The organism is Rhizobium sp. 01T444 (assembly GCF_056398305.1).
Genome location: NZ_JBFTPD010000003.1, coordinates 384006 through 407354, shown reverse-complemented (window position 1 = coordinate 407354; position 23349 = coordinate 384006). Strand labels below are relative to the sequence as shown.

Below are 23349 nucleotides of genomic sequence, written 5' to 3'. Positions count from 1 at the left end.
TCGATAGGCATAAAACGACCTAAAAGCTTTCGAAATCTCTCGCCAGCATAGCCAAAAAAGCACGAAAACTACTTTTCGAAGCGCTCTTTTAAGGATTCTTTCGAAGAACCTTCTGCTACCTTGCCCACATCAAAACAATCGGGGGGATGATCCATGGCCACCAGAAACAATCCAAAACGGGAAAAGCAGATCGAGAGCGCGCGCAAAATCGCGGCCGCGACCGGCGAACCCCATCTCGATCCCGAAATTCTCTTCGGCCGTGCCAGCGGCGACGACCTCGAACTCTACACGCCGGAAATGCTTGCGCTTTCCTCCGTACACTCGGCAGCCGAGCTCGGCGCCTGGAACGGCAAGGTGCCGCGCGTCAGCATCGACACGGTCGCCGATGTCACGCCCGATGGCGTTGCAATCTCCATTCTTTCGGTGACGGATCACAATAAGCCCTTCCTCTACGAATCCGTCATGGGTGAGGTGACCAGCACCTACCGCGACATCTACATGGCAGTTCATCCGATCCTGATCCTGGAAGACGGCAAGGCTCCGGAACTCTATTCCGCCGATGTGCCGAGCGACCCGGCAAAGCGGGTGAGCCACATCCAGCTTCACATTTCGCCTCTGAGCCCCTCCCAGGCCGCCGACCTGATCAAGCGGATCAAGGCAGTACTCGAGCAGGTAGAGCTTGCCGTTTCCGACTGGAAGCCGATGCTTGCCCGCGTCGATGAAGTGATTTCAGAGCTTTCGAATTACAACGCCAGCCGCAAGAAAGCCGACCGTGACGAGGCGATCGCCTTCCTGACCTGGCTGCGTGACGAGAACTTCACCTTCCTCGGCATGCGCGACTACGTCTATTCCGGCAAGGGTCCCGATTCCAAGGTCGAACGCGACAAGGGAACAGGCCTCGGCATTCTCTCCAATCCCGAGGTTCTTGTTCTGCGCACCGGTAAGGACGCCGTGACGACGACGCCGGAAATTCTCGCCTTCCTCGATGGTCCCGATTTCCTGATCGTCACCAAAGCCAACGTGAAATCCATTGTCCATCGCCGCGCCTACATGGATTATGTCGGCGTCAAGCGCTTCGACGCACAGGGCAACGTAACGGGGGAACTCCGCATCGTTGGCCTGTTCACCTCGACAGCCTATACGTCCTCGGCCACCGAAATCCCGCTACTGCGGTCCAAAATCGAGAAGGTGAAGGAGCATTTCGGCTTCGACCCGATGAGCCACTCCGGCCGTATGCTCGACAATACGCTGGAATCCTATCCGCGCGACGACCTCTTCCAGATCGATACGCCGCTGCTCGCGACCTTTGCAGAGCAGATCAATGACCTCGCCGATCGCCCGCGCGTGCGGGTGCTGCCGCGCATCGACCATTTCGACCGTTTCGTCTCGGTCATCATCTTCGTGCCGCGCGAGGAATATGACTCGATCGTGCGCGAACGCATCGGCGCCTATCTGAAAACCGTCTATGACGGCCGTGTTTCCGCCTATTATCCGGCCTTCCCGGAAGGTGGAGTGGCTCGCGTTCACTTCATCATCGGCCGCTCGGGCGGTAAGACGCCACGCATCCATCAGGCCAAGCTCGAGGAGACGATCCGCCAGATCACCGCGCGCTGGGACAGCCGCTTCGAGATGCTCGCCGGTCCCAAGGCGCCGAAGCTCGGCGTCAGCAACGCCTTCCAGGAAGCCTTCACGCCGGATGAAGCGGTCGGCGATCTGCCCGACATCGCCGCATGCGCCGCCGGCGAGCCGATCCGCATCGAATTCTACTATCGCCAGGACGATGAACGCGGCCGCATCCTGTCGCTGAAGATCTTCCATAGCGGCGAACAGCTGCCGCTGTCGCGCCGCGTGCCTCTACTCGAAAACCTCGGCTTCAACGTCCTGAGCGAACGGACCTTCGATATCGAAGTTCCGGCCGCCGACAGCGCCATCAACATTGTCGTGCTGCACGACATGGAACTCGAGGCTCGCAGCGGTGCGGACATTGACCTCGCACGTTTTGGCGCACCGCTCGAAGAAGCCTTCGTCGCAGCCTTCAGTGACACGATCGACAATGACAGCTTCAACCGGCTGATCCTGTCGGCCGGTCTCTCGGCCCGCGAGGTTAGTGTGCTGCGCGCCTATGCGCGCTATCTGCGCCAGGCCGGCATCGCCTATTCGCAGGATTATATCGCAACCACCCTCGACAAATATCCTGTTATCGCCGCTTCGATCTTCCGCCTGTTCCACGACACGCTCGATACGAAGCTGTCGGAAAAGGCGCGTATCAAGAAGCTCGCCGAACTGCATCAGGCAATCGAAGCCGAGCTTGCCGACGTGCCGAGCCTGGATGACGACCGTATCCTGCGCCGCTATGTCAATATCGTCGATGCAACGCTGCGCACCAATTATTTCCAGCGCAATGCCGATGGGACACCGAAGGCGATGCTCGCCTTCAAGCTCGACCCGCATCTGGTCGACGGCCTGCCGGAACCGAAGCCTTTCCGTGAAATCTTCGTGTATGGCGTGGAAGTGGAAGGCGTGCATCTGCGCTTCGGCCGCGTTGCCCGTGGCGGCCTGCGCTGGTCGGACCGCGCCGAGGACTATCGTACCGAAGTTCTGGGCCTCGTGAAGGCGCAGCAGGTCAAGAATGCTGTGATCGTGCCTGTCGGTGCCAAGGGCGGTTTCTATCCCAAGAAACTGCCGATCGGCGGCAGCCGCGATGAGGTCTTCAATGCAGGCAGGGAAGCCTACAAAACCTATATCCGTACGCTGCTTTCCATCACTGACAATATCTCCGGCGCCGACATCGTCCCGCCTGATAACACGGTGCGTCTCGATGGCGATGACCCCTATTTCGTCGTCGCTGCCGACAAGGGCACGGCAACCTTTTCCGACACCGCCAATGCCCTTGCTCAGGAAGCGGGCTTCTGGCTGGACGACGCCTTCGCTTCGGGTGGTTCGGCCGGTTACGATCACAAGAAAATGGGCATCACCGCACGCGGCGCGTGGGAAACCGTGAAGCGTCATTTCCGCGAAATGGACATCGATATCCAGACGACACCTTTCACAGTTTCCGGCGTCGGCGACATGTCCGGTGACGTTTTCGGCAATGGCATGCTGCTCTCGCCGAAGATCCGGCTAGTCGCCGCTTTCGATCATCGCGACATCGTCATCGACCCCGACCCTGATATGGAAAAGACGCTCGCAGAGCGCCAGCGCTTGTTCAACCTACCGCGCTCAAGCTGGCAGGACTTCGACAAGTCCGTGCTCTCGAAAGGCGCCATGATCATTTCGCGCTCGGCAAAGTCGGTTACGCTGACGCCGGAGGCCGTAGCCGCAATCGGCATCGACAAGGCGGTCGCCACGCCCTTCGAGATCATGACGGCGATCCTGAAGAGCCCGGTCGACCTGCTCTGGTTTGGCGGCATCGGCACCTACGTGAAGGCCGCGTCGGAAACCGATGCGGAAGTGGGCGACCGCGCCAACGATCCGATCCGCATCACGGCCGACGAAGTGCGCGCCAAGGTAATCGGCGAAGGCGCCAATCTCGGCGTCACGCAGAAGGGCCGCATTGCCTATGGCCTGAAGGGCGGACGCAGCAATTCCGATGCTATCGACAACTCTGCCGGCGTTAACACGTCGGACGTCGAGGTCAATATCAAGATCGCGCTGGCAAACGCCATGCATGAACAGCGCCTCAACCGGGCAAAGCGCGACCAGCTTCTCGGCAGCATGACCGATGAAGTGGCCGGCCTCGTGCTGCGCAACAACTACCTGCAGTCCCTGGCGATCTCACTGACATCCCGCAAAGGAACGGCAAACGGCCTGGAACTCGGCCGCTTCATGAGCGTGCTGGAAGCAGCCGGCCAACTGAACCGCAAGGTCGAGACGCTTCCCGACGACGCCTCGCTGTCCGAACGTTACACGGCCGGACGGCCACTGACGCGCCCCGAGATCGGCGTGCTGCTCTCCTATGCCAAGATCGTCCTCTTCGACGCGCTGATCGCCAGTGAGTTACCTGATGACCCTTATTTCATCAGCACGCTATTCAACTACTTCCCGGCCAAGATGCAGAAGTCGAACGCATCCGACATCGACACCCACCGGCTGAAGCGGGAAATCGTCGCGACCGTCCTCGCAAATGAGGCGATCAACCGCGGCGGGCCGGGCTTTACGGTGAGCATGATGGATGCCACAGCGGCCTCTGCCTCTGAGGTCGTACGCGCCGCGATCGTCGCCCGTGACGGCTTTGATCTCAACCGGCTATGGGCCGAAACCGATGCCCTGGACAACAAGGTTTCCGGCGAGGTCCAGAACCGGATTTACGAGGAGATCACCAATAACTTCACCGTGCTGACACGTCTGCTGCTGAAGACCGGCATGACCCGAGGCGGGATGGCGGAAATCATTAGCCGGCTGCAGGCTGCTCTGAAAAAACTTAAACCCGCCTTTGCCGAGCAGGCAGCAGCCGAAGTCTCAGCGCGCCAGCAGGAGTACCAGCAGGCCGGCCTGCCGGAAAAACTGGCCGCCGAAATTGCAGCTCTACCGACCCTCGCCCTTGTGCCGGAAATCATGCAGATCGCCGAACGGACCGGCGAGGCGCTGCCGCGTGCGGCCGAAAACTATTTTGCCGTCACCCAGACCTTCCGTGTCGGCCGGCTGCTTGCTGCGGGGAACCGCATCATTACGTCGGACCACTATGAAAACCTCGCGCTTGCCCGCAGCATCGACCAGATCGCCAGCGCCCGTCGCGATATCGTGATCTCCGCACTTTCAGATCACGGCAAGGAAAAGCAGCCGGTCCAGGCCTGGCATGCGCAGGACAGGATCCGCATCAACCGCATCGTCGAGGAGCTTGCGAGCCTCAGCGACGGTGCCGATCCGAACCTCGCCCGCATCACTGTTGCCGCAGGCATCCTGACCGACCTTGCGCGCGACCGGGCGAGATGAGACAGTCCGCCCCAAAAAGGAGCGGACGCTTGAATCGCATTGACTGGACAGGAACGCAGCCGCCGAAAGCCACGGAGAAGGGCATATGGGGCTGGATGCTCTTCGATTGGGCAGCCCAGCCTTTCTTCACCGTGGTCACCACCTTCATTTTCGGCCCCTACTTCGTCTCGCGGCTGACGGCCGATCCCGTCTCCGCGCAGACGATGTGGAGCAATATGGCGACGATCTCCTCGATCATCATCGCCATCCTGTCTCCCATACTAGGCTCCATTGCCGACCAGTCCGGCGCACGCAAACCCTGGATCGCCTTCTTCGCTGTGATCAAGATCGTCAGCCTCTGCTGCCTCTGGTTTGCTGCCCCGGGCTCGCCAATTATCTATCCCGTCATCTTCATGATCCTTGCCTCGATTTCGGCGGAGTTTTCGATCGTATTCAACGATTCCATGATGCCGCGCCTTGTCGGCAAGGATGAGGTTGGCAGGCTTTCCAACACCGCCTGGGGTCTTGGTTATCTCGGCGGTATGATCGTGCTGATCGCCGTCGTGGTACTGCTGGCCGGCAGCCCCGAAAGCGGCAAGACCATTCTGGGCCTCGATCCGCTTTTCGGTCTCGATCCTCATACGGGCGAGGATGCGCGCGTCACCGGTCCGATTTCGGCCGTCTGGTATCTGATCTTCATCCTGCCGATGTTTTTCTTCACACCGGATGCCCGCAAGGGACTGCCTTTCGGCTTTGCCGTGCGTTTCGGCCTCAGGGAATTGCGCAATACGCTCGGCGAACTGAAGACGCGCCGCAATATCCTGACCTTCCTTATCGCCCGCATGATCTATCAGGATGGCGTCAACGGCCTGCTGATCCTTGGCGGCGCCTTCGCGGCGGGCATGTTCGGCTGGGCCACGATCGAGATCGGCATCTACGGGATCATTCTCAATGTCGTGGCAATCCTCGGCTGCCTGATTGCCGGACGCGTCGACAGGGGGATCGGCTCGAAGGTGACTGTTATCATCAGCCTCACCATGCTGTTGCTGGCCACGATCGGCATTATTTCCACCGGCCCCGGCTACACTTTCTTCGGACTGATGCCGCTTTCGACCGCCGACGGCGGTGGACTTTTCGGCACGATGGCAGAAAAAGCCTATATCCTCTATGGCCTGTTGATCGGTCTTGCCTTTGGCCCGGTGCAGGCCTCATCGCGCTCCTATCTGGCGCGCAGCGTCAGCCTCGAAGAAGCGGGCCGTTATTTCGGCATCTATGCGCTGTCCGGCCGCGCCACGAGCTTCATGGCAACGCTGTTGTTTTCGATTGTGACCTATTTGACCGGATCGGCGCATCTCGGCATGTCGACGCTGATCCTGTTCCTGGCCGGAGGCCTGGTGCTGCTGATCCGCACGCCCTATCCGGCGGATCGCGCCTGACATATTCCCCCGGCCGCAAAGCCGGGGGCATATCCGTTGCTCCGCTTAATGGCGGAAATGGCGCATGCCGGTAAAGACCATCGCGACATTGTGCTCGTTTGCCGCATCGATGACTTCCTGATCGCGCATAGAACCGCCCGGCTGGATCACGGCGGTGGCGCCAGCAGCAATCATCGACAGTAAGCCATCGGCGAAGGGCAGGAAGGCCTCGGAGGCGACTGCCGAACCATGTGTCATCGGAACGGCGAGACCAAGCGCCTTGGCCGCTTCCTCAGCTTTGAGCGCAGCGATGCGGGCGGAATCGACACGGCTCATCTGGCCGGCGCCTATACCTGCGGTCTGGCCGTCCTTGGCATAGACCACGGCATTCGACTTCACATGCTTGCCGACCTTGAAGGCGAACTTCATGTCTTCGAGTTCCTGGGCCGTGGGCGCGCGTTTAGTGACCACCTTCAGTTCCAGATCCTCGACCATGCCGTTGTCGCGGCTCTGGACGAGCAGGCCGCCGGAAACGGTCTTGGCAGTGATGCCGGCCGCACGCGCGTCCGGCAGGCCGCCGGCTGAAAGCAGGCGCAGGTTCGGCTTGCGTGCCACGATTGCCTTGGCTTCTTCGGTGACGTCAGGCGCAATGATGACCTCGGTGAAGAGCTGGATGATTTCTTCGGCCGTCGCCGCATCGAGCGTCTGGTTCAATGCGATGATACCGCCGAAAGCCGAGACGGAATCGCAGGCAAGCGCCCGCTTATAGGCCTCGAGAAGTGTTGAACCGGTTGCGACACCGCAGGGATTGGCGTGCTTGATGATGGCGCAGGCCGGCGACTTCTCCGGCAGGAACTCGGCCACGAGTTCGTAGGCTGCATCGGTATCGTTGATATTGTTGTAGGAAAGTTGCTTACCCTGCAGGAGGACGGCTGTCGAAACGCCCGGGCGCTTTTCGCCCGTCACGTAGAAGGCGGCCTTCTGGTGCGGGTTTTCACCGTAGCGCATCTCTTCCTTCAGCACGCCGCCAATGGTGCGATGACGCGGCGTATCGATCGAAAGCGCTTCAGCAAACCAGTTGGAGATGGCAGCGTCATAGGCGGCAGTACGGGCATAGGCTTTGGCCGCCATGCGCTGGCGGAAGGCATAGGCTGTCTTGCCGGCATCGGCCGACAGTTGCTCGGCCAGCTCGGCATAGTCGGCCGGGTCGGTGATGACGGTGACATAGGCATGGTTCTTAGCGGAAGCACGGATCATTGCCGGGCCACCGATATCGATATTCTCGACCGTCGTCGGATAGTCACCGCCGGCCGCACGAACATCCTCAAAGGGATAGAGATTGACGACCAGCAGGTCGATGCCGTCGATCCCATGGGCCTTCATGGCTTCCTGATGCTCGACATCGTCACGGATCGCCAGCAGGCCGCCATGCACCTTGGGATGCAGGGTCTTCACGCGGCCATCCATGATTTCCGGAAACTGCGTCACTTCGGAAACGTCGGTCACCGCAAGTCCTTCGGCCGCGATCGCCTTGTAAGTGCCGCCGGTCGACAGCAGGCGCACGCCACGCGCCGAAAGCGCACGGGCAAGTTCGATGATACCGGTCTTGTCGAAGACAGAGAGCAGCGCGGTCTTGACTTCGACCTTGTCGGGGGCGGGGATTTTCTTGGAAATGACGGCCATGAACCTTCTCCGTTCGGGCTTCGGGAGACATCCGGGCAAGGGACGCTTGATGGGGCCGCGTTACCACAGCTTGGAGCCGGCGCAAACAGCTGCTAGCCCTTGCGCGATAAAAACCAGCGAATTTCAGGTTTCTCCGCCAAATCGAAATCGATCTCGATCTGGTCCGAGCTGCTGATACCGGCGCTGTCAGCAAAGAAAATATCTTCCGAGATCAGCACTTCATTGCCGGGAGAGGAAAACAACCAGCTTTCGCCATCCGGCGCCGTCAGCAGCACGGATTCCGTATCGTTCTGCCTAGGCACGATGGCGGGATGGATGTGGAAGCGGGCAACCGCCCGCAGCGGACCTTCACTGTGATACCGGTCGTCCGTCACAAAACGGTCCATGCCGGTCACGATGGAGCCAGCGGCGTTCAGCGTCAGCTCCCGCTCATGGATGACGCCAAAAGCATCGAGATAGCCGTCATGCCTCGCCTTGATGCCTTCACGGCCATCCTCGGTCTCCACGCGCTCGGCGGCAACCGTTTCCACCGGCTCCGTCATCATATGGGCCAGAAAAGCCGAGGGAGAGAACCGACTAGAGGACGTATCGTTCAGGACCACGGTGGAATGGGCAGCCGTGGTGCGGGCCATCTGGACATAGCGTTGGCCTGCGAATTTCGGCGATCCCGAGTTGACGATGAAGCGGTAGCGGCCTGAGGACATTTCGAAGGAGAGACTGCCTGCATGGGCTGTTCTGAAGCAGGCGGGCGAGGGTGGTCCGGTATCGGCAATGATCACCGTCTTGCCGGCGGCAAGTCGCTGATAGCGGGAATGCGGTAGCGCTTTGAACGGCTGGCCTGCAGTCTCGTCGTAGCGCAGCACGGACATCAGCTCGTCTGCCAGCGTGGATGTCGCACCGTTGAAAAGCGCCAGATCTCCATCCTGATGGCGGAAGAAGCGCAGGGCAGGGTACATGCGGTCAATACCGGAGATCAGCTTCTGTGGCAGATCGTGGCCGAGATTGACATAGGTCTGCCGCAGCGGCAGCAGATCGAGCAGCAGCTCAAGCCCGACGCGTGGATTGCGGGAGATATGGCCTCCGTCAGGCAGAATCTGGCTGTCGAATTCGCGGTCGAGCGCCTGGGCCGCCCGCCGCACTGTCGAGGCACGCACTGGCATAGCGACAGAGGCCGTCGCGAGCGCGATGCGCAAGCGGAAGCGGACTTCGCCGGTCGAATAGGGCGCCATGCGGCGCAAATAACCGATATGAAAGGCGAGCGACTTCATGAAGCGGCGATAAAAACCGCGATCGGCATTCTGCAGGACGACCGGAGAATGCGCCAGCCAGGCAATGACACGCTGCGAGACGACGTCGGTCTCCCAGGCGATCCCTTCAATACGACCCCCGTGAATAGAGAGCCAACTATCGACGATCACACGGGCAACGGCCGAACCGCGCTCGCTCTTATTGGCCCGCATATGCCGCAGCCAGCCGAAGCTATGAAGCCTGACCGCAAAAGCGCGTGACGGAAGCGTCAACGTGAAGGGGGATTTGCCGCCGGTTTCCAACATACGCCCGGCAAGCGGAAACCGGCCGTCCATGATTTCTTCGGCAACGTGTGAATCGACGCCTCTCAGATCCGTCGGCGCGACGATCAGGCGTTCCGGCACCGGTATGGCATGGCGGAAGAAACGCAAGCGCAGAAGTGCGGCACGGCGCGTACCGCGCCGCCAAGCTTCCCGAACATACATGCTCGCAAGACGCCGACCGGACTGCATATCAATTGTCTATTGCCCCTCGTGGTTAAGAATAGATGAATCAAAACCGATTTCATTAGCCACGATGTATTATTTTGTGATGAAGTTGGAATATAATAGAACTTAGACGCGTCTGAGCACCGCAGCGTAGAAGCCATCGAGGCCCGATGCAAAACCATCAGGCATATCCAGCATTGTAGGAAGTGTGCGGAACTCGCCCAGTGGTGTAATCGCCTGGCTCATACCGGGCCATTTTTCGGTGTCGATCGGCACCCGTTCAACGCCCTTCACATCTTCGAGTACGCGCGCCACGACCTCCTCGCCTTCCTGCGGATCGAGCGAGCAGTTGGAAAAGACGAGCACGCCGCCAGGGTTCAGCAGGGTAATAGCATGGCGCAGAAGACGCTCCTGCAGTGCTGCGAGCTTGGTGATATCCTCGGCGCCTTTCGTCCAGAGCACGTCGGGATGCCGGCGCGTCGTACCTGTCGAAGAGCAGGGCGCGTCGAGAAGAATCGCGTCGAAACGCTCCGACGGTTCGAATTTCGTGAGATCCACCGCGATCGTATCGGCTTCGAGGCCCAGCCGCTCCAGATTGGAGCGCAAGCGCTTCAGCCGATTTTCGGACTGGTCGATCGCCGTCACCTTGCCACCGGCAAGGATGAGCTGGGCGGTCTTGCCGCCCGGCGCAGCGCAGAGATCGGCAACACGCTTGCCGGTGAGATCACCGAAGAGATTTGCGGGAATGCTCGCGGCCGCATCCTGAACCCACCATTCACCCTCGTCAAAGCCGGCAAGCAAGGGAATACCGCCTTCAAAAGCGGAAAGTCGCACGCCGCCAGTGGGTAGCACCGTGCCGTTCAGGCGCTCCGCCCAGCCTGCGGCATCGGATTTAACGGTAAGATCGATCGCCGCCGGCTCAAGCTGGGATTCGGAAATGGCAAGTGCCCGCTCTTTCCCATAGGCTTTTTCAAGCCGCGCGATGAACCACGCCGGCATTGGCGGAATGTCAGCGATCTCGGCAAGGACATGCTCCTTCTCACGGCTAAGACGGCGCAGGATCGCATTGACGAGCTTGGCGAAACGCCGATTGCGAGGATCCTGATTGGCCTGTTCGACCGCAAGGTCGACGGCGGAGTGATCGGGAACGTCGAGATAGAGAATCTGCGCAGCTCCAACGGCAAGCACATGATGCAAAGCTCGGGCACCTTCCGGCAACGGCGTTTCGAGCAGCGAGGCAATGGCGGCATCGATGCGAGGCAGATGCCTGAGGGTGGTGTTGAGGATGGCGCGAACCAGAGCACGATCGCTTTCCCCGAGCGCCTTGTAGGCCGGATTTCCATGCTCGTGATCCAGCGCGCCATCGAGCGGCAGTTTTTTGTCGACGACGGCGGCAAGGATTTTTGCGGCAGCAGCACGCGCCGGCAGGCCGGGTTTTATCGGCGCCTGCGCTGAGCGTTCTGGGGAAGGTTTATGTTTGTGAGCTGGCTTCTTCTTGCCGTCTGAATTCAAGACCACGGACCCTTTGGCGGTTGCGAGCCACCGCCGCCGGAACCCGTATTCGGAACCGAGCGCGATTTGCGTGTCGGATTAGCAGCACGAACCGGCCGCGTCGAGACGTCGAAACCTCCCCTTGCCATTTCCTGCAGGGCCGCGATACGATTTTCGGTGTTCGGATGGGTCGAAAACAGGTTGTCCATCCGCTCCCCGGAGAGCGGATTGATGATGAACATATGCGCGGTGGCCGGGTTGCGTTCAGCGTCGTAGTTCGGCACATGCGCCGCACCACGGGCAATCTTGCCGAGCGCGGAGGCCAACCACAGCGGGTTGCCGCAGATTTCAGCACCCCGCCTGTCGGCCGAATATTCGCGCGTACGGCTGATTGCCATCTGCACCAGCATGGCGGCAAGCGGCGCAACGATCATCGCGACGAGCACGCCGACGAAGCCCAGGGGATTGTTGTTGTTCTCGCGGTTGCCGCCAAAGAAGAAGGCGAAATTGCCGAGCATCGAGATCGCACCGGCAAGCGTGGCGGTGATCGTCATGGTCAGCGTATCGCGGTTCTGGACGTGGGCAAGCTCATGCGCCATCACGCCCGCAACTTCTTCTGGCGAGAGGGCGGCAAGCAGGCCGGTCGAGGCCGCGACGGCAGCATTCTCCGGATTGCGCCCGGTCGCAAAGGCATTCGGCTGAGGGCTGTCGTAGAGATAGACCTTCGGCATCGGCAGGCCCGCATTGTGGGCGAGATCGCGCACGATACGGTAAAATTCCGGGGCGTTGCGCTCATCGACCTCCTGCGCCCGATAGGCCGATAATACCATCCGGTCGGCATTCCAGTAGGAGAAGAAATTCATGCCGGCAGCGATGAGAAAGGCGATCATCATGCCGCCTCTGCCGCCGATCAAAAAGCCGACAAACATGAAAAGCGCCGTCATGAAGGCAAGCAACATGGCAGTACGCACGAGGTTCATCAGAGGTCTCCATCTCCTTGATTGCAGCGGGATGCTTTAAATCCTGGCGCCAACGCACTATGATTTGGTTATTCGCCAGCCATTTTCAATATTTTCAGGCGGGAGTCAGCATGCAGACGGCCGATAACGACAATGTGGAAACCCCGGTGCCAGAGGGCTCCGAGCCGCCGCGCAAGATGCTTTCCCCTGCCGCAAAGCGTGCGTTGGCCGAAGCCGAGGAGCGCCGCAAAAACGCTAGGCTTGCCGATCTGCCACCGGAGATCGGCGGACGGGGCGGAGCTGAGCCCTCCCGCTTCGGCGACTATGAAATCAACGGCCGTGCGATCGATTTCTAGGCAAATATTCCCATTGACTTCAGGGCATAATCGGAATTTATTCCTGTTATGCTTAAGCCGCTTTTGATTCTTCTGTTGTCTCTTTCGTCTGTGCCGGCCCTTGCGGCACGGGACGAAATCGAAGGTCCTGTATCGGCGAAGATTATCCGGATCATTGACGGCGATACGCTGCTGGTCGCCGCAACACCCTGGCCGCAGCAGACCATGGAAGTCTATGTCCGCATTCGCGGCATAGATGCGCCCGAAATCCATTCGAAATGCGCTGAAATCCGGAAGGCTGGTCTTGAGGCACGAGATGCGCTTGAACAAATGATATCAGGCGTCTCCATTATCCAGCTGAGGGAGATCGCCGGCGACAAATATTTCGGACGAATACTCGCCAATGTCACCTTCGCGGATGGGCGCAATCCCGCACAGGATCTTCTTTCGGAAGGACTGGTCCGCGCCTATGATGGCGGTCGCAAACCACAGGTTTTCTGCGCGGAAGAATAGGGCCGCTCCTGACGGTGGAGCGGCCCTTTGACTCAAGCCGTAGCCTTGTTCTGCCGGTTAGCGATCAGATCTTCGACAACCGCCGGATCTGCCAGCGTCGAAGTATCGCCAAGCGAACCGAAATCGTCCTCTGCTATTTTGCGCAGGATGCGGCGCATGATCTTGCCCGAACGGGTCTTCGGCAGGCCGGGCGCGAACTGGATTTTGTCGGGTGCTGCAATCGGGCCGATTTCGGCACGCACATGTTTGACAAGCTGCTGGCGCAGCTCGTCCGTGCCCTCATTGCCCGCCATCAGCGTGACGTAGCAATAAATGCCCTGGCCTTTGATCGGGTGCGGATAACCAACGACGGCAGCTTCCGAGACGAGATTGTGCGAGACGAGGGCGGATTCGACTTCCGCCGTACCGAGACGATGGCCGGAGACGTTCAGAACATCGTCGACGCGGCCGGTGATCCAGTAATAGCCGTCCTCGTCGCGGCGGCAGCCGTCACCGGTGAAATACTTGCCCTTGTAGGTGGTGAAGTAAGTCTGGATGAAACGCTCGTGGTCGCCATAGACCGTACGCATCTGGCCGGGCCAGCTCTCAGTGATGCAGAGATTGCCGTCTGCGGCACCTTCCAGCACCTTGCCCTCGTTGTCGACGAGCTGCGGCTTGACACCGAAGAAGGGCTTCGTCGCCGAACCCGGCTTGAGATCGGTGGCGCCCGGCAATGGCGTGATCATGTGGCCGCCGGTTTCCGTCTGCCACCAGGTGTCGATAACGGGGCAACGCTTGTCCCCGACGACATTGTAGTACCATTCCCAGGCTTCCGGATTGATCGGCTCGCCGACCGTGCCGAGCAGGCGCAGGCTCTCGCGGGAAGAGCGGGTAACGAAATGGTCGCCGGCGCCCATGAGCGAGCGGATCGCCGTCGGCGCCGTGTAGAAGATATTGACCTTGTGCTTGTCGATGATTTCCCAGAACCGGCCTTGGTCCGGAAAATTCGGCACGCCTTCGAACATCAGTGTCGTCGCGCAGTTCGCGAGCGGCCCGTAGACGATATAGGAGTGACCGGTAACCCAGCCGACATCAGCCGTGCACCAATAGATATCACCGGGGTGATAATCGAAAACATATTCATGTGTCATCGCCGCATAGACGAGATAACCGCCCGTCGTATGCAGCACCCCCTTCGGCTTGCCCGTAGAACCCGAAGTGTAGAGGATGAAAAGCGGATCTTCCGCCCTCATCTTCACCGGCGGGCATTCCGGCTTCACCGTGGCGATTTCCTGATGGTGCCAGAGGTCGCGACCCGGCGCCCAGCCGGTCTTGCCGCCAGTGCGGCGTACGACGAGCACCTTGTTGACCGTCACATGCTGGCGGGCGGCAATATGGATGGCGGTATCGGTGTTGTCTTTCAGCGGAACCGGCTTGCCGCCGCGGATGCCCTCGTCGCAGGTGATGATGAAAGTGGATTCGCAGTCCACGATACGGCCGGCCAGCGCTTCCGGCGAGAAACCGCCGAAGACGACGGAATGCACCGCACCGATGCGGGCGCAGGCGAGCATCGCATAGGCCGCTTCGGGGATCATCGGCATGTAGATGGTGACGCGGTCACCCTTCTTGACGCCATGCTTCTTCAGCACGTTCGCCATGCGGCAGACATGCTCATAGAGCTCGTTATAGGTGATCTTTTTATCGATATAGGGATTGTCGCCTTCGAAGATGATGGCGGTCTGATTGCCGTTCGTCTTCAGGTGACGATCGATACAATTATAGGAAACATTGGTCTGGCCATCCTCGAACCACTTGATCGAGACTTTGCCGGTAAAGGACGTGTTCTTGACCTTGGTGTAGGGCTTGAACCAGTCGATGCGCTTGCCGTGTTTGCCCCAGAACTTGTCGGGGTTTTCAATGCTTTCCTCGTACCATTGCTCGTACTTGGCCTGATCGATCAGCGCACGGGTCTTCACCGGTTTGGAAACCGGATAGATCTTCTCCGACATGGGAACTCCTCCTCACAAGGCTATGCAACGGCCGATGGTTTCGACGCAGCGACCGGGACTCGAATTGCGCAATTCATATCAGGTAGTCTGATGACGGCAATTAGACAAAGGTCATTTCATTTCTGAAGAATTGCAATTCTGCGACAGTGCGGTTATATAGCGCCATATTTCCCGGACATTGTGGTGACAATCCACGGACCGCGACCGGCGCGGACGATAGAAGGACTATATCCATGGCTCAACAGCTGCTCATGCCAAAGGCGACTGCCATCTGGCTCGTCGACAATACAGCCCTGTCTTTCGACCAGATCGCTCAGTTTTGCAAACTGCATCCGCTCGAAGTCAAGGCGATTGCCGATGGTGAAGCCGCGCAGGGCATCAAAGGCCTGGACCCGATCGCCACCGGCCAGCTTTCCCGTGATGAAATCGCCCGCGCAGAGGGCAACCCGAACTACAAGCTAAAGCTTTCCGAGCCGAAGGTCCGCGTGCCGGAATCCAAGCGCCGTGGCCCGCGCTATACGCCGGTTTCCAAGCGTCAGGACCGCCCGAACGCCATTCTCTGGCTGGTTCGCAACCATCCGGAACTGAAGGATGCCCAGATCTCGCGTCTCGTCGGCACCACCAAGTCGACGATCGAGCAGATCCGCGAGCGCACCCACTGGAATTCGGCAAACCTCGCACCGATGGATCCGGTCACGCTCGGCCTTTGCAGCCAGATCGATCTCGACATGGAAGTGGAAARGGCATCCAAGGGCCGTCCGCTGCCAACCGCTGCCGAACTCGGCGCAACGCTGCAGTCCGCTCAGGAAACCGAGCGTCTGACGCCAAGCTATGAGCGTGAGGAAGAAAAGGAAATCGACGCCGATGCCGTCTTCCGCAAGCTGAGCTCGCTGCGCTCGACCCCCAAGGACGAGGATGAAGATGATCACTTCTGAGATCGTCATATTTTGAAATGAATAAACCCCGCCAATGGCGGGGTTTTTTGTTGCCGTTCTCCTGCGCGCTATTAGCTGCGGAAGAGCGAGAGAATGTTCTGCGCCGAGGAATTGGCGATCGAGAGGGACTGGATCGCGAGCTGCTGCTGCGTCTGCAGGGCAGRGAGCTTGGAGGACTCTTCTTCCATGTCGGCGTCGACGAGGCGGCCGACACCGGAGTCGATCGAGTCACCCAGAGCGCTGACGAAGGTTTCCTGCAACTGAATTCGGGTCGAAATCGAGCCGAGCTGTGAACCTGCATTCGTCATGGCCTGGAGCACGAGTTCGACGCCGGAAAGCGCTCCATCGAGCTGGCCCTGAGTGAAGGTGGTGATGTCGAGTGCATAGATCGACGGCATCACGATGGAGACGTTGCCATAGGTGCCGTTGAATGCGGTACCGATGATGCCGCTCGTCGTTTGGATCGTGCCGTTGCTGTTCATGCCGAACAGCACGTTGCCGAGTGTGCCCGCATCAAGAACATAGTCCGTCATCTTGACCGAAACGGCATTGGAACCGTCACGGACGAAGGAGGAGACGACGCTCTTCGTGCCCGAAGCGCCGGCAACCCAGTTTTCACCGGAGAAGGAAGCCGACTGAGCGATGCTTACCAGCTGTTCCTGCAGCTGGTCGATTTCTTCCTGGACCTTGGTCTTGTCGACGCCCTTTTCCGTAGCGGCGACGATCTTGGACTTGATTTCGCTGACGACGTCGATGGCATTGTCCATGGCAGTGTAGGCCGTATCGACCTTTGCAGCGCCGAGGCCGAGAGCGTCGGAAACAGCCGAGAGGGCCTTGTTGTCCGAACGCATGGTCGTTGCGATCGACCAATAAGCAGCGTTGTCGGCAGCTTTGTCGATACGATAGCCCGAGGAGACGCGGCCCTGGGTATCCTTGAGGCTGTCATTTACGCCGCGCAGGGTCTGCAGCGCTGCCATAGCAGCGTTGTTGGTGAGGATGCTTGTCATGTTCCGTTTTCCGCAATCAAAGTGAAAGGGGTCATCCGGACGAGTCCGGTAACGGCGACGCTTCATGCAAAACCCAAGAGAGCTGGGTCATTGCCGTTAACGAATGGTTGCGCCCAACATAGTTAATAATTCCTCAATTAGCTTTGCTGAAAATTTAATTTAAGCTCTCGTTAGGGCTTGCGGCGGCAGTCAACCGGCTTTGCAAAAACGCGAGAAATCGGCAAAAATTATTCAATAATTTAAGTATCTTAGGGGAATGCCGCGAACGATGTGTGGCCGAGCATTAACCGGAAAAACCGCCGTCTTAAACTTTTTTTCGTGTTAATGAATATTATCGCTTTCCAAACAACGGCCACCGGATACCTCTTCGAATCATGAGCAATCCTCTGATTCGAAGAGGTCGTTTTCCGCCATTTGTTAACGCGTGCCGAAAATCGCCGAGCCAACGCGCACGCTGGTGGCGCCGAACGCAATGGCAATCTCGTAGTCACCGGACATGCCCATGGAGAGTTTTTTGACGCCGCACTTTTCTGCGAGCTTGGCGAGCAGGGCGAAATGCGGACCGGGATTTTCATCCGCCGGCGGAATACACATCAGCCCTTCAATGGCAAGGCCGAGCTCATCGCGACAGAAATTCACGAAAGCTGCCGTATCGTCAGGTGCAATGCCGGCCTTTTGTGGCTCCAGGCCGGTATTGACCTGCACATAGAGACGCAGCGTCTTGCCCTGCCGCTTCATTTCCTCGGCAATGGCGCGCGCGATCTTCTCACGATCAATGGTCTCGATCACGTCGAAAAGCGCAACCGCTTCGGCAGCCTTGTTGGATTGCAGCGGACCAATGAGGTGCAGCTCGATGCCGGGCGTTTCCGCCTTCAGTTCCGGCCATTTTCCCTGGCTTTCCTGAACGCGGTTTTCTCCGAAGACGCGCTGACCGGCTTCGATCGCCAGGCGAATGGTATCGGCCTCAAAGGTCTTGGAGACCGCCACCAGCTGCACGGAACGTTCCGGACGACCCGCATCCCGCCCCGCTGCAGCAACCCTGGACCATACTTCTTTCAACCGCTCTTGAAGTTCCATCGTTTCGTCCCGATAACAGGCATAAATTCATCGGCAATGCACTACTGGGCTGCCGTGGGCTTGCCAAGGCTTCTCTCCGTGAAATCGCCTCATAGCCAAGATCGAACGCGTGAAGCGCCTGCAAAACTTGACGCTTGGTTGGTTTCATGGTGAAGGTCTCGACCAACCTCCCCTGATTTTCCGGAAATTCTGATACATGGCTACCGAACGTTACAATCCGCGCGACGCCGAGCCCCGCTGGCAGCAGAAATGGAACGAGGAAAAGGTCTTCGAGACCGATAACTCCGATCCGCGCGAGAAATATTACGTCCTAGAGATGTTCCCCTATCCGTCGGGCCGTATCCACATGGGCCATGTCCGCAACTACGCCATGGGTGACGTCGTGGCACGCTACAAGCGTGCTCGCGGCTATAACGTCCTTCATCCGATGGGTTGGGACGCCTTTGGCATGCCAGCGGAAAATGCGGCGATGGAGCGCGGCGTACACCCCGCATCCTGGACTTATCAGAATATCGGCTCGATGAAGGCACAGCTGAAGGCGATGGGCCTGTCGCTGGACTGGTCCCGCGAATTCGCGACCTGCGATGTCGAATATTACCAGCAGCAGCAGCATCTCTTCCTGGACTTCCTGGAAAAGGGCCTCGTGTACCGCAAGCAGTCCAAGGTGAACTGGGATCCGGTCGACAACACCGTTCTCGCCAACGAACAGGTCATCGACGGCCGCGGCTGGCGGTCCGGCGCGCTGGTCGAACAGCGCGAACTGACGCAGTGGTTCTTTAAGATCACCGATTTCAGCCAGGACCTGCTGGACGCGCTCGATACGCTCGACCAGTGGCCGGAAAAAGTACGGCTGATGCAGAAGAACTGGATCGGCCGCTCTGAAGGCCTCACGATCCGCTGGGAGATCGTCCCGGAAACCGCACCTGCCGGCGAAACCGAAGTGGTGGTCTACACGACCCGTCCGGATACGCTGTTTGGCGCCTCCTTCCTGGCGATCGCCGCTGATCATCCGCTCGCCAAGGAGGCCGCGGGAAAGAATGCTGACATCGAGGCGTTCTGCGAGGAATGCCGCCGCGCTGGTACCTCTCTTGCCGCACTCGAGACGGCTGAGAAGAAGGGCATGGATACCGGCATCCGCGTGAAGCACCCGCTCGATCCTTCCTGGGAGCTGCCGGTCTACGTCRCCAATTTCGTCCTGATGGATTACGGCACGGGCGCCATCTTCGGCTGCCCTTCCGGCGACCAGCGAGACCTGGATTTCGCCCGCAAATATGGTCTGCCGGTCGTGCCGGTCGTCATGCCTGAGGACGGCGATGCCGCAAGCTTCACCATCGGCGATGTCGCCTATGACGGCGAGGGCGTGATGATCAACTCGCGCTTCCTTGATGGCAAGACGGCGGACGAAGCTTTCCAGATCGTTGCCGACAAGCTGTCGTCCACTCTGCTCGGCAACGCGCCGCAGGGCGAACGCAAGGTCAATTTCCGCCTGCGTGACTGGGGTATCTCCCGTCAGCGTTACTGGGGCTGCCCCATCCCGGTTATCCATTGCGATGACTGCGGCGTCATCCCGGTTCCGAAAAAGGACCTGCCGGTAAAGCTGCCGCAGGATGTGACTTTCGATCAGCCGGGCAACCCGCTGGACCGCCACCCGACCTGGCGGCACGTCGCCTGCCCGCAATGTGGCAAGGATGCGCGTCGTGAGACGGACACGATGGACACATTCGTCGATTCGAGCTGGTACTTCACCCGCTTCACGGCCCCCTGGGAGACGCAGCCGACCGACCCGGCTGCGGCCAACCGCTGGCTGCCGGTAGACCAGTATATCGGCGGTATCGAACACGCGATCCTGCATCTGCTCTATTCGCGCTTCTTCACCCGCGCGATGCGCGAGACAGGCCACGTGGATGTCAAGGAGCCTTTCAAGGGCCTCTTCACCCAGGGTATGGTGGTCCACGAAACCTATAGCCGCGGCGCGGGCATGCATCGCGAATGGATTTCCCCCACCGATATCCGCATCGAGGAGATTGACGGGAAGCGCAGCGCTTATCTGCTGGAAGGCGGCGAAGAAATCACCATCGGCTCGATCGAAAAGATGTCGAAGTCGAAAAAGAACGTCGTAGACCCCGACGATATCATCGCCTCCTATGGCGCCGATACTGCCCGCTTCTTCGTTCTGTCAGACTCTCCGCCCGAGCGCGACGTGATCTGGTCGGAAGCCGGCGTTGAAGGTGCTCACCGCTTCACACAGCGGCTGTGGCGTCTGATTTCGGAAGCGGCTGAAGTGCTCTCCACCGTGGAACCGAAGACGGCGAAAGACGGCGAAGCCCTCGCAATCTCTCAGCTCGCCCACAAGACGCTGAAGGCAGTCCAGAACGACTATGACAGGCTTTGGTTCAACAAAGCAGTCGCCCGCATCTACGAACTCGTCAACGCGCTGGCAGGCCCGCTGACGAAGGTCGCGGCCGGTGAGGGCGATGCAACCTATCGGGCTGCAATCCGCGATGCGGCTGAGATCCTCATCCAGCTCGTCGCGCCGATGACGCCGCATCTGGCTGAGGAATGCTGGATGACCCTCGGCAACAAGGACCTCATCGCCCATACGACCTGGCCGGATTTTGATGAATCGCTCGTCGTCGAGAACGACGTGATCCTTCCCGTGCAAATCAACGGCAAGAAGCGCGCCGAATTGACAATTTCTCGCGACGCAGATCAAAATGCCGTCACCGAAGCCGTGCTGGAATTGGACGCGGTGAAGAATGTCTTGAACGGTCAAGCACCGAAAAAAATCATCGTGGTTCCACAGAGGATTGTAAACATTGTCGTCTGATTTCGCCCGCAAGCTTGCGCGCCGCGCCGGCATCGTCACGATCCTTGTGTCCACGGCGTTTCTTTCCGCCTGCCAGGTTCGGCCGCTCTATTCCGAAAGCACCGGCGTTACCGAAAAGCTCGGCTCCGTCGGCTTTTCCGAAGCGGGTACACGTGTCGGACAGGAAGTTCGCAATCATCTGATCTTCCTGGCTTCCCGCGGTGCCGGAGAAGTCGAGAAGCCGGATTACATGGTTGATATGCAAGTTTCGTCATACGTTGCCGATACTTTGCTTGTTCAGTCCTCGGATACGTCTCGCGCAGGCCGCGCGACCGTTTCGGTTAGCTACACTTTGCGCACCACTAAAGACAATCAGGTGATCAAGGCAGGCAGACGCGAAGCGACGGCCCTGGTAGACTTCCCGAGTCAGGAATTTGCAAAGCAGCGCGCCATCCGTGATGCCGAAAATCGCGCCGCCAATCAGGCGGCCGAATTCGTGGGAGCGGATCTCGCCGCCGCACTCAGCCGCTAAGGGAGCGGTGGCGTGGCGGAAATCAAATCCCATGAGTTCGAAGGGTTTCTGCAGAAATCCGCACGCCTGTACCGCATCTATCTGATCTATGGTCCGGACCGTGGACTCGTTTCCGAGCGCGCCGGTATGATCGCTGGAAAGACGGGCATAGATCAGAACGATCCGTTCTCCGTCACCAAGCTTGATGTCGGCGATCTACAGAAAGAGCCTGGCCGGTTGGTTGATGAAGCCCAATCCATCGGTCTTTTCGGCGGCGAAAAGCTGATATGGGTAAGGGGTGGCGCGAATGAGAAATATCTCGTCGATGCTGTCGCGTTTCTGTCCGGCGCTTCCCTTGAAGCAGTCAGCATCATCATCGAAGCAGGTGACCTGAAAAAGGGATCTGCCTTACGCAAGACAGTCGAGGCTGCTCGTAGCGCAGCAGTTGCCATCCCCTGCTATGCTGACGACGGCCGAGCGCTGAACGCGCTGATCGACAACGAACTTTCCGCCGAAGGGTTGGGCATAACGCCTGCTGCCAGGCAAGCTCTCGTCGCGCTGATCGGCGGCGACAGAATTGCCTCCAGAAACGAAATTCGCAAACTGGCGCTCTATTGCCGAGGCATGGGAACGATCGATGATCATCACGTTACCGAAATAATCGGGGACGCCAGTGCAATTTCGGTCGATGATGCCGTGGACGCGATATTGAGCGGCAACAGCAACAGTTTCCTGCATGCGATGCAGAAGATCACCAGTTCCAAAACGTCGGTTTTTCTGGTTCTCCAAGCCTGCCTTAGACAATTTCAGCTTCTCGATACGATGCGCGCCGAGATGGATGACAAGAAACTGCCGCCCGCTCAAATCATGCAGACGCTGGGCAGACATCTTCATTTCCGCCGCAAGCCGATTATAGAGCAGGCGTTAAAAAGCTGGAGCGCAGACTCCATCTCTCGTGAAACAAAGCGCCTGCAAGCAGCTGTCCTGCAAACGAGACAGCGTCAGATATTGGAAGACAGCATCGCCATGCAGACGTTGCTCTCCACGACACTGCAGTCGGCAAGACGCCCCCAAGCCTGATCAGCGGCGTTCCAGAAGCCGGCAGACTTCCTCGAGCTGCTCCAGAGATTTGTAGGAGATGCGGATCTGACCGCCACTGGCCTTGTGATTGATGAACACATCAAGCCCGAGCGTATCCGATAGCGTGCGCTCCAAAGCCAGCGTATCGGAATCCTTCTGGTTCCTTTGAACAGGCGCGTGTGGCTCTGACTGAGCCTTTATGTCGTTTTGCGCAAGCTTCTCCGCATCGCGCACCGACATGCCCTTGGAAACAATTGTACGCGCAAGTGCCGAGGGGTCCGATGTCGAAACCAGCGCACGCGCATGCCCCGCGGAAAGGCTCCCAGCAGCCAGCATGTCCCGAACGGGYTCAGGCAGCTTCAATAGGCGCAACGAATTGGCGACATGGCTGCGGCTCTTGCCGATAATCTCACCGAGATCATTTTGGGTATATCCATATTCGGCGATGAGCTGCTCATACCCGAGCGCCTCTTCGAGAGCATTGAGATCGGAGCGTTGAACGTTCTCAACGATCGCAATTTCCAGCGCCGTCTTGTCATCAACATCCCTGATAATAACAGGGATTTCAACCAAACCCGCCAGTTGGGCTGCCCGCCAACGTCTTTCGCCGGCTATGATTTCATAGCGGTCCCGCGCGAGCGTTCTGGCGACGATTGGCTGCACGATCCCATGCTGTCGGATCGAACTCGCAAGGTCGTGAAGCTCGGAGTCATCGAAGAAACGACGAGGGTTGCGAGGGTTGCGAGTGACGAACTCGATGGGGATCATCCGGTCGGCGCTGACCGTAGGCCGCTCCGCCTCGGCCGGAACGGGCTGATCCATTTCACCTATAAGGGCTGCGAGGCCACGGCCAAGCCGTCTTTTCGATGTATCGTCATTCATGTTCAAAACTCGCTTACTCT

General features: G+C 59.1%; 16 protein-coding genes. 8 read left to right on the top strand and 8 right to left on the bottom strand.

Annotated elements, in window-relative coordinates; all coding sequences use genetic code 11:
* Window positions 1-153: 153 nt before the first annotated feature.
* Both AC1DTN_RS07410 and AC1DTN_RS07405 read left to right on the top strand, forming a co-directional pair.
* Window positions 154-4932, top strand: coding sequence for an NAD-glutamate dehydrogenase (locus AC1DTN_RS07410; protein ID WP_477920264.1), 4779 nt, complete (start codon window positions 154-156; stop codon window positions 4930-4932).
* Window positions 4929-6347 carry an MFS transporter gene (locus AC1DTN_RS07405; protein ID WP_477920263.1) on the top strand — a complete coding sequence of 473 codons (1419 nt, stop codon included), beginning with the start codon at window positions 4929-4931 and terminating at the stop codon, window positions 6345-6347. The genes AC1DTN_RS07410 and AC1DTN_RS07405 overlap by 4 nt, the downstream gene beginning before the upstream one ends.
* A gap of 45 nt (window positions 6348-6392) precedes the next feature.
* Here AC1DTN_RS07405 and purH read toward each other — a convergent pair whose 3' ends face one another.
* The 4 genes from purH to htpX form a co-directional block, all read right to left on the bottom strand.
* Window positions 6393-8009, bottom strand: a complete 1617-nt coding sequence (gene purH, locus AC1DTN_RS07400; RefSeq protein ID WP_310389750.1) for a bifunctional phosphoribosylaminoimidazolecarboxamide formyltransferase/IMP cyclohydrolase — start codon at window positions 8007-8009, stop codon at window positions 6393-6395.
* 92 nt (window positions 8010-8101) lie between these two features.
* The gene (locus AC1DTN_RS07395) at window positions 8102-9769 is read right to left on the bottom strand and encodes a heparinase II/III family protein (protein ID WP_310389752.1); all 1668 of its coding nucleotides are present in this window, start codon (window positions 9767-9769) and stop codon (window positions 8102-8104) included.
* Window positions 9770-9871: 102 nt separating this feature from the next.
* Window positions 9872-11263 (bottom strand): RsmB/NOP family class I SAM-dependent RNA methyltransferase, encoded by a 1392-nt coding sequence (locus AC1DTN_RS07390; protein ID WP_477920262.1) that lies wholly within the window; start codon window positions 11261-11263, stop codon window positions 9872-9874.
* Window positions 11254-12216: a zinc metalloprotease HtpX gene (gene htpX / locus AC1DTN_RS07385; protein ID WP_310389756.1), complete on the bottom strand. Its 963-nt coding sequence runs from the start codon at window positions 12214-12216 to the stop codon at window positions 11254-11256. The genes AC1DTN_RS07390 and htpX overlap by 10 nt, the downstream gene beginning before the upstream one ends.
* 110 nt (window positions 12217-12326) lie before the next feature.
* Here htpX and AC1DTN_RS07380 point away from each other — a divergent pair, with 110 nt between their 5' ends.
* Both AC1DTN_RS07380 and AC1DTN_RS07375 read left to right on the top strand, forming a co-directional pair.
* The gene (locus AC1DTN_RS07380) at window positions 12327-12551 is read left to right on the top strand and encodes a DUF1674 domain-containing protein (RefSeq protein ID WP_310389758.1); all 225 of its coding nucleotides are present in this window, start codon (window positions 12327-12329) and stop codon (window positions 12549-12551) included.
* Window positions 12552-12626: 75 nt separating this feature from the next.
* Entirely contained in the window at window positions 12627-13043 is a 417-nt protein-coding gene (locus tag AC1DTN_RS07375) for a thermonuclease family protein (protein ID WP_439016907.1), read from the top strand.
* A gap of 32 nt (window positions 13044-13075) precedes the next feature.
* On the opposite strand, the gene acs is transcribed toward AC1DTN_RS07375, so the two are convergent.
* Complete coding sequence (gene acs, locus AC1DTN_RS07370) at window positions 13076-15031, bottom strand: acetate--CoA ligase (protein WP_477920261.1); 1956 nt, start codon at window positions 15029-15031, stop codon at window positions 13076-13078.
* Between the two features lie 233 nt (window positions 15032-15264).
* On the opposite strand from acs, the gene AC1DTN_RS07365 reads away from it, so the two are divergent.
* Entirely contained in the window at window positions 15265-15966 is a 702-nt protein-coding gene (locus AC1DTN_RS07365; RefSeq protein WP_477920259.1) for a DUF1013 domain-containing protein, read from the top strand.
* 71 nt (window positions 15967-16037) lie between these two features.
* Here the strand turns inward: AC1DTN_RS07365 and AC1DTN_RS07360 are convergent, their stop codons facing one another.
* Window positions 16038-16973: a flagellin N-terminal helical domain-containing protein gene (locus AC1DTN_RS07360; RefSeq protein ID WP_477920258.1), complete on the bottom strand. Its 936-nt coding sequence runs from the start codon at window positions 16971-16973 to the stop codon at window positions 16038-16040.
* Between the two features lie 417 nt (window positions 16974-17390).
* Window positions 17391-18050, bottom strand: coding sequence for a YggS family pyridoxal phosphate-dependent enzyme (locus AC1DTN_RS07355; protein WP_477920257.1), 660 nt, complete (start codon window positions 18048-18050; stop codon window positions 17391-17393).
* Between the two features lie 196 nt (window positions 18051-18246).
* Between AC1DTN_RS07355 and leuS the strand changes: the two genes are divergently transcribed.
* From leuS to holA, 3 genes are read left to right on the top strand one after another with little or no spacing between them, the layout of a single operon-like run.
* The gene (leuS, locus tag AC1DTN_RS07350) at window positions 18247-20877 is read left to right on the top strand and encodes a leucine--tRNA ligase (protein WP_477920256.1); all 2631 of its coding nucleotides are present in this window, start codon (window positions 18247-18249) and stop codon (window positions 20875-20877) included.
* On the top strand, window positions 20867-21388 hold the full coding sequence (gene lptE / locus AC1DTN_RS07345) for an LPS assembly lipoprotein LptE (RefSeq protein ID WP_477920255.1): 522 nt from the start codon (window positions 20867-20869) through the stop codon (window positions 21386-21388). Before leuS ends, lptE begins: the two co-directional genes overlap by 11 nt.
* A gap of 12 nt (window positions 21389-21400) precedes the next feature.
* Window positions 21401-22447, top strand: a complete 1047-nt coding sequence (gene holA / locus AC1DTN_RS07340) for a DNA polymerase III subunit delta (protein WP_477920254.1) — start codon at window positions 21401-21403, stop codon at window positions 22445-22447.
* Here holA and AC1DTN_RS07335 read toward each other — a convergent pair whose 3' ends face one another.
* On the bottom strand, window positions 22448-23329 hold the full coding sequence (locus AC1DTN_RS07335; RefSeq protein ID WP_477920253.1) for a ParB/RepB/Spo0J family partition protein: 882 nt from the start codon (window positions 23327-23329) through the stop codon (window positions 22448-22450).
* Window positions 23330-23349 lie beyond the last annotated feature (20 nt).

Bases quoted from the DNA above. Each gene is read 5' to 3' on its own strand.
- AC1DTN_RS07395 (WP_310389752.1), bottom strand. From the start codon at position 9,769: ATGCAGTCCGGTCGGCGTCTTGCGAGCATGTATGTTCGGGAAGCTTGG.
- AC1DTN_RS07355 (WP_477920257.1), bottom strand. From the start codon at position 18,050: ATGGAACTTCAAGAGCGGTTGAAAGAAGTATGGTCCAGGGTTGCTGCA.
- purH (WP_310389750.1), bottom strand. From the start codon at position 8,009: ATGGCCGTCATTTCCAAGAAAATCCCCGCCCCCGACAAGGTCGAAGTC.
- htpX (WP_310389756.1), bottom strand. From the start codon at position 12,216: ATGAACCTCGTGCGTACTGCCATGTTGCTTGCCTTCATGACGGCGCTT.
- AC1DTN_RS07410 (WP_477920264.1), top strand. From the start codon at position 154: ATGGCCACCAGAAACAATCCAAAACGGGAAAAGCAGATCGAGAGCGCG.
- AC1DTN_RS07405 (WP_477920263.1), top strand. From the start codon at position 4,929: ATGAGACAGTCCGCCCCAAAAAGGAGCGGACGCTTGAATCGCATTGAC.
- acs (WP_477920261.1), bottom strand. From the start codon at position 15,031: ATGTCGGAGAAGATCTATCCGGTTTCCAAACCGGTGAAGACCCGTGCG.
- AC1DTN_RS07380 (WP_310389758.1), top strand. From the start codon at position 12,327: ATGCAGACGGCCGATAACGACAATGTGGAAACCCCGGTGCCAGAGGGC.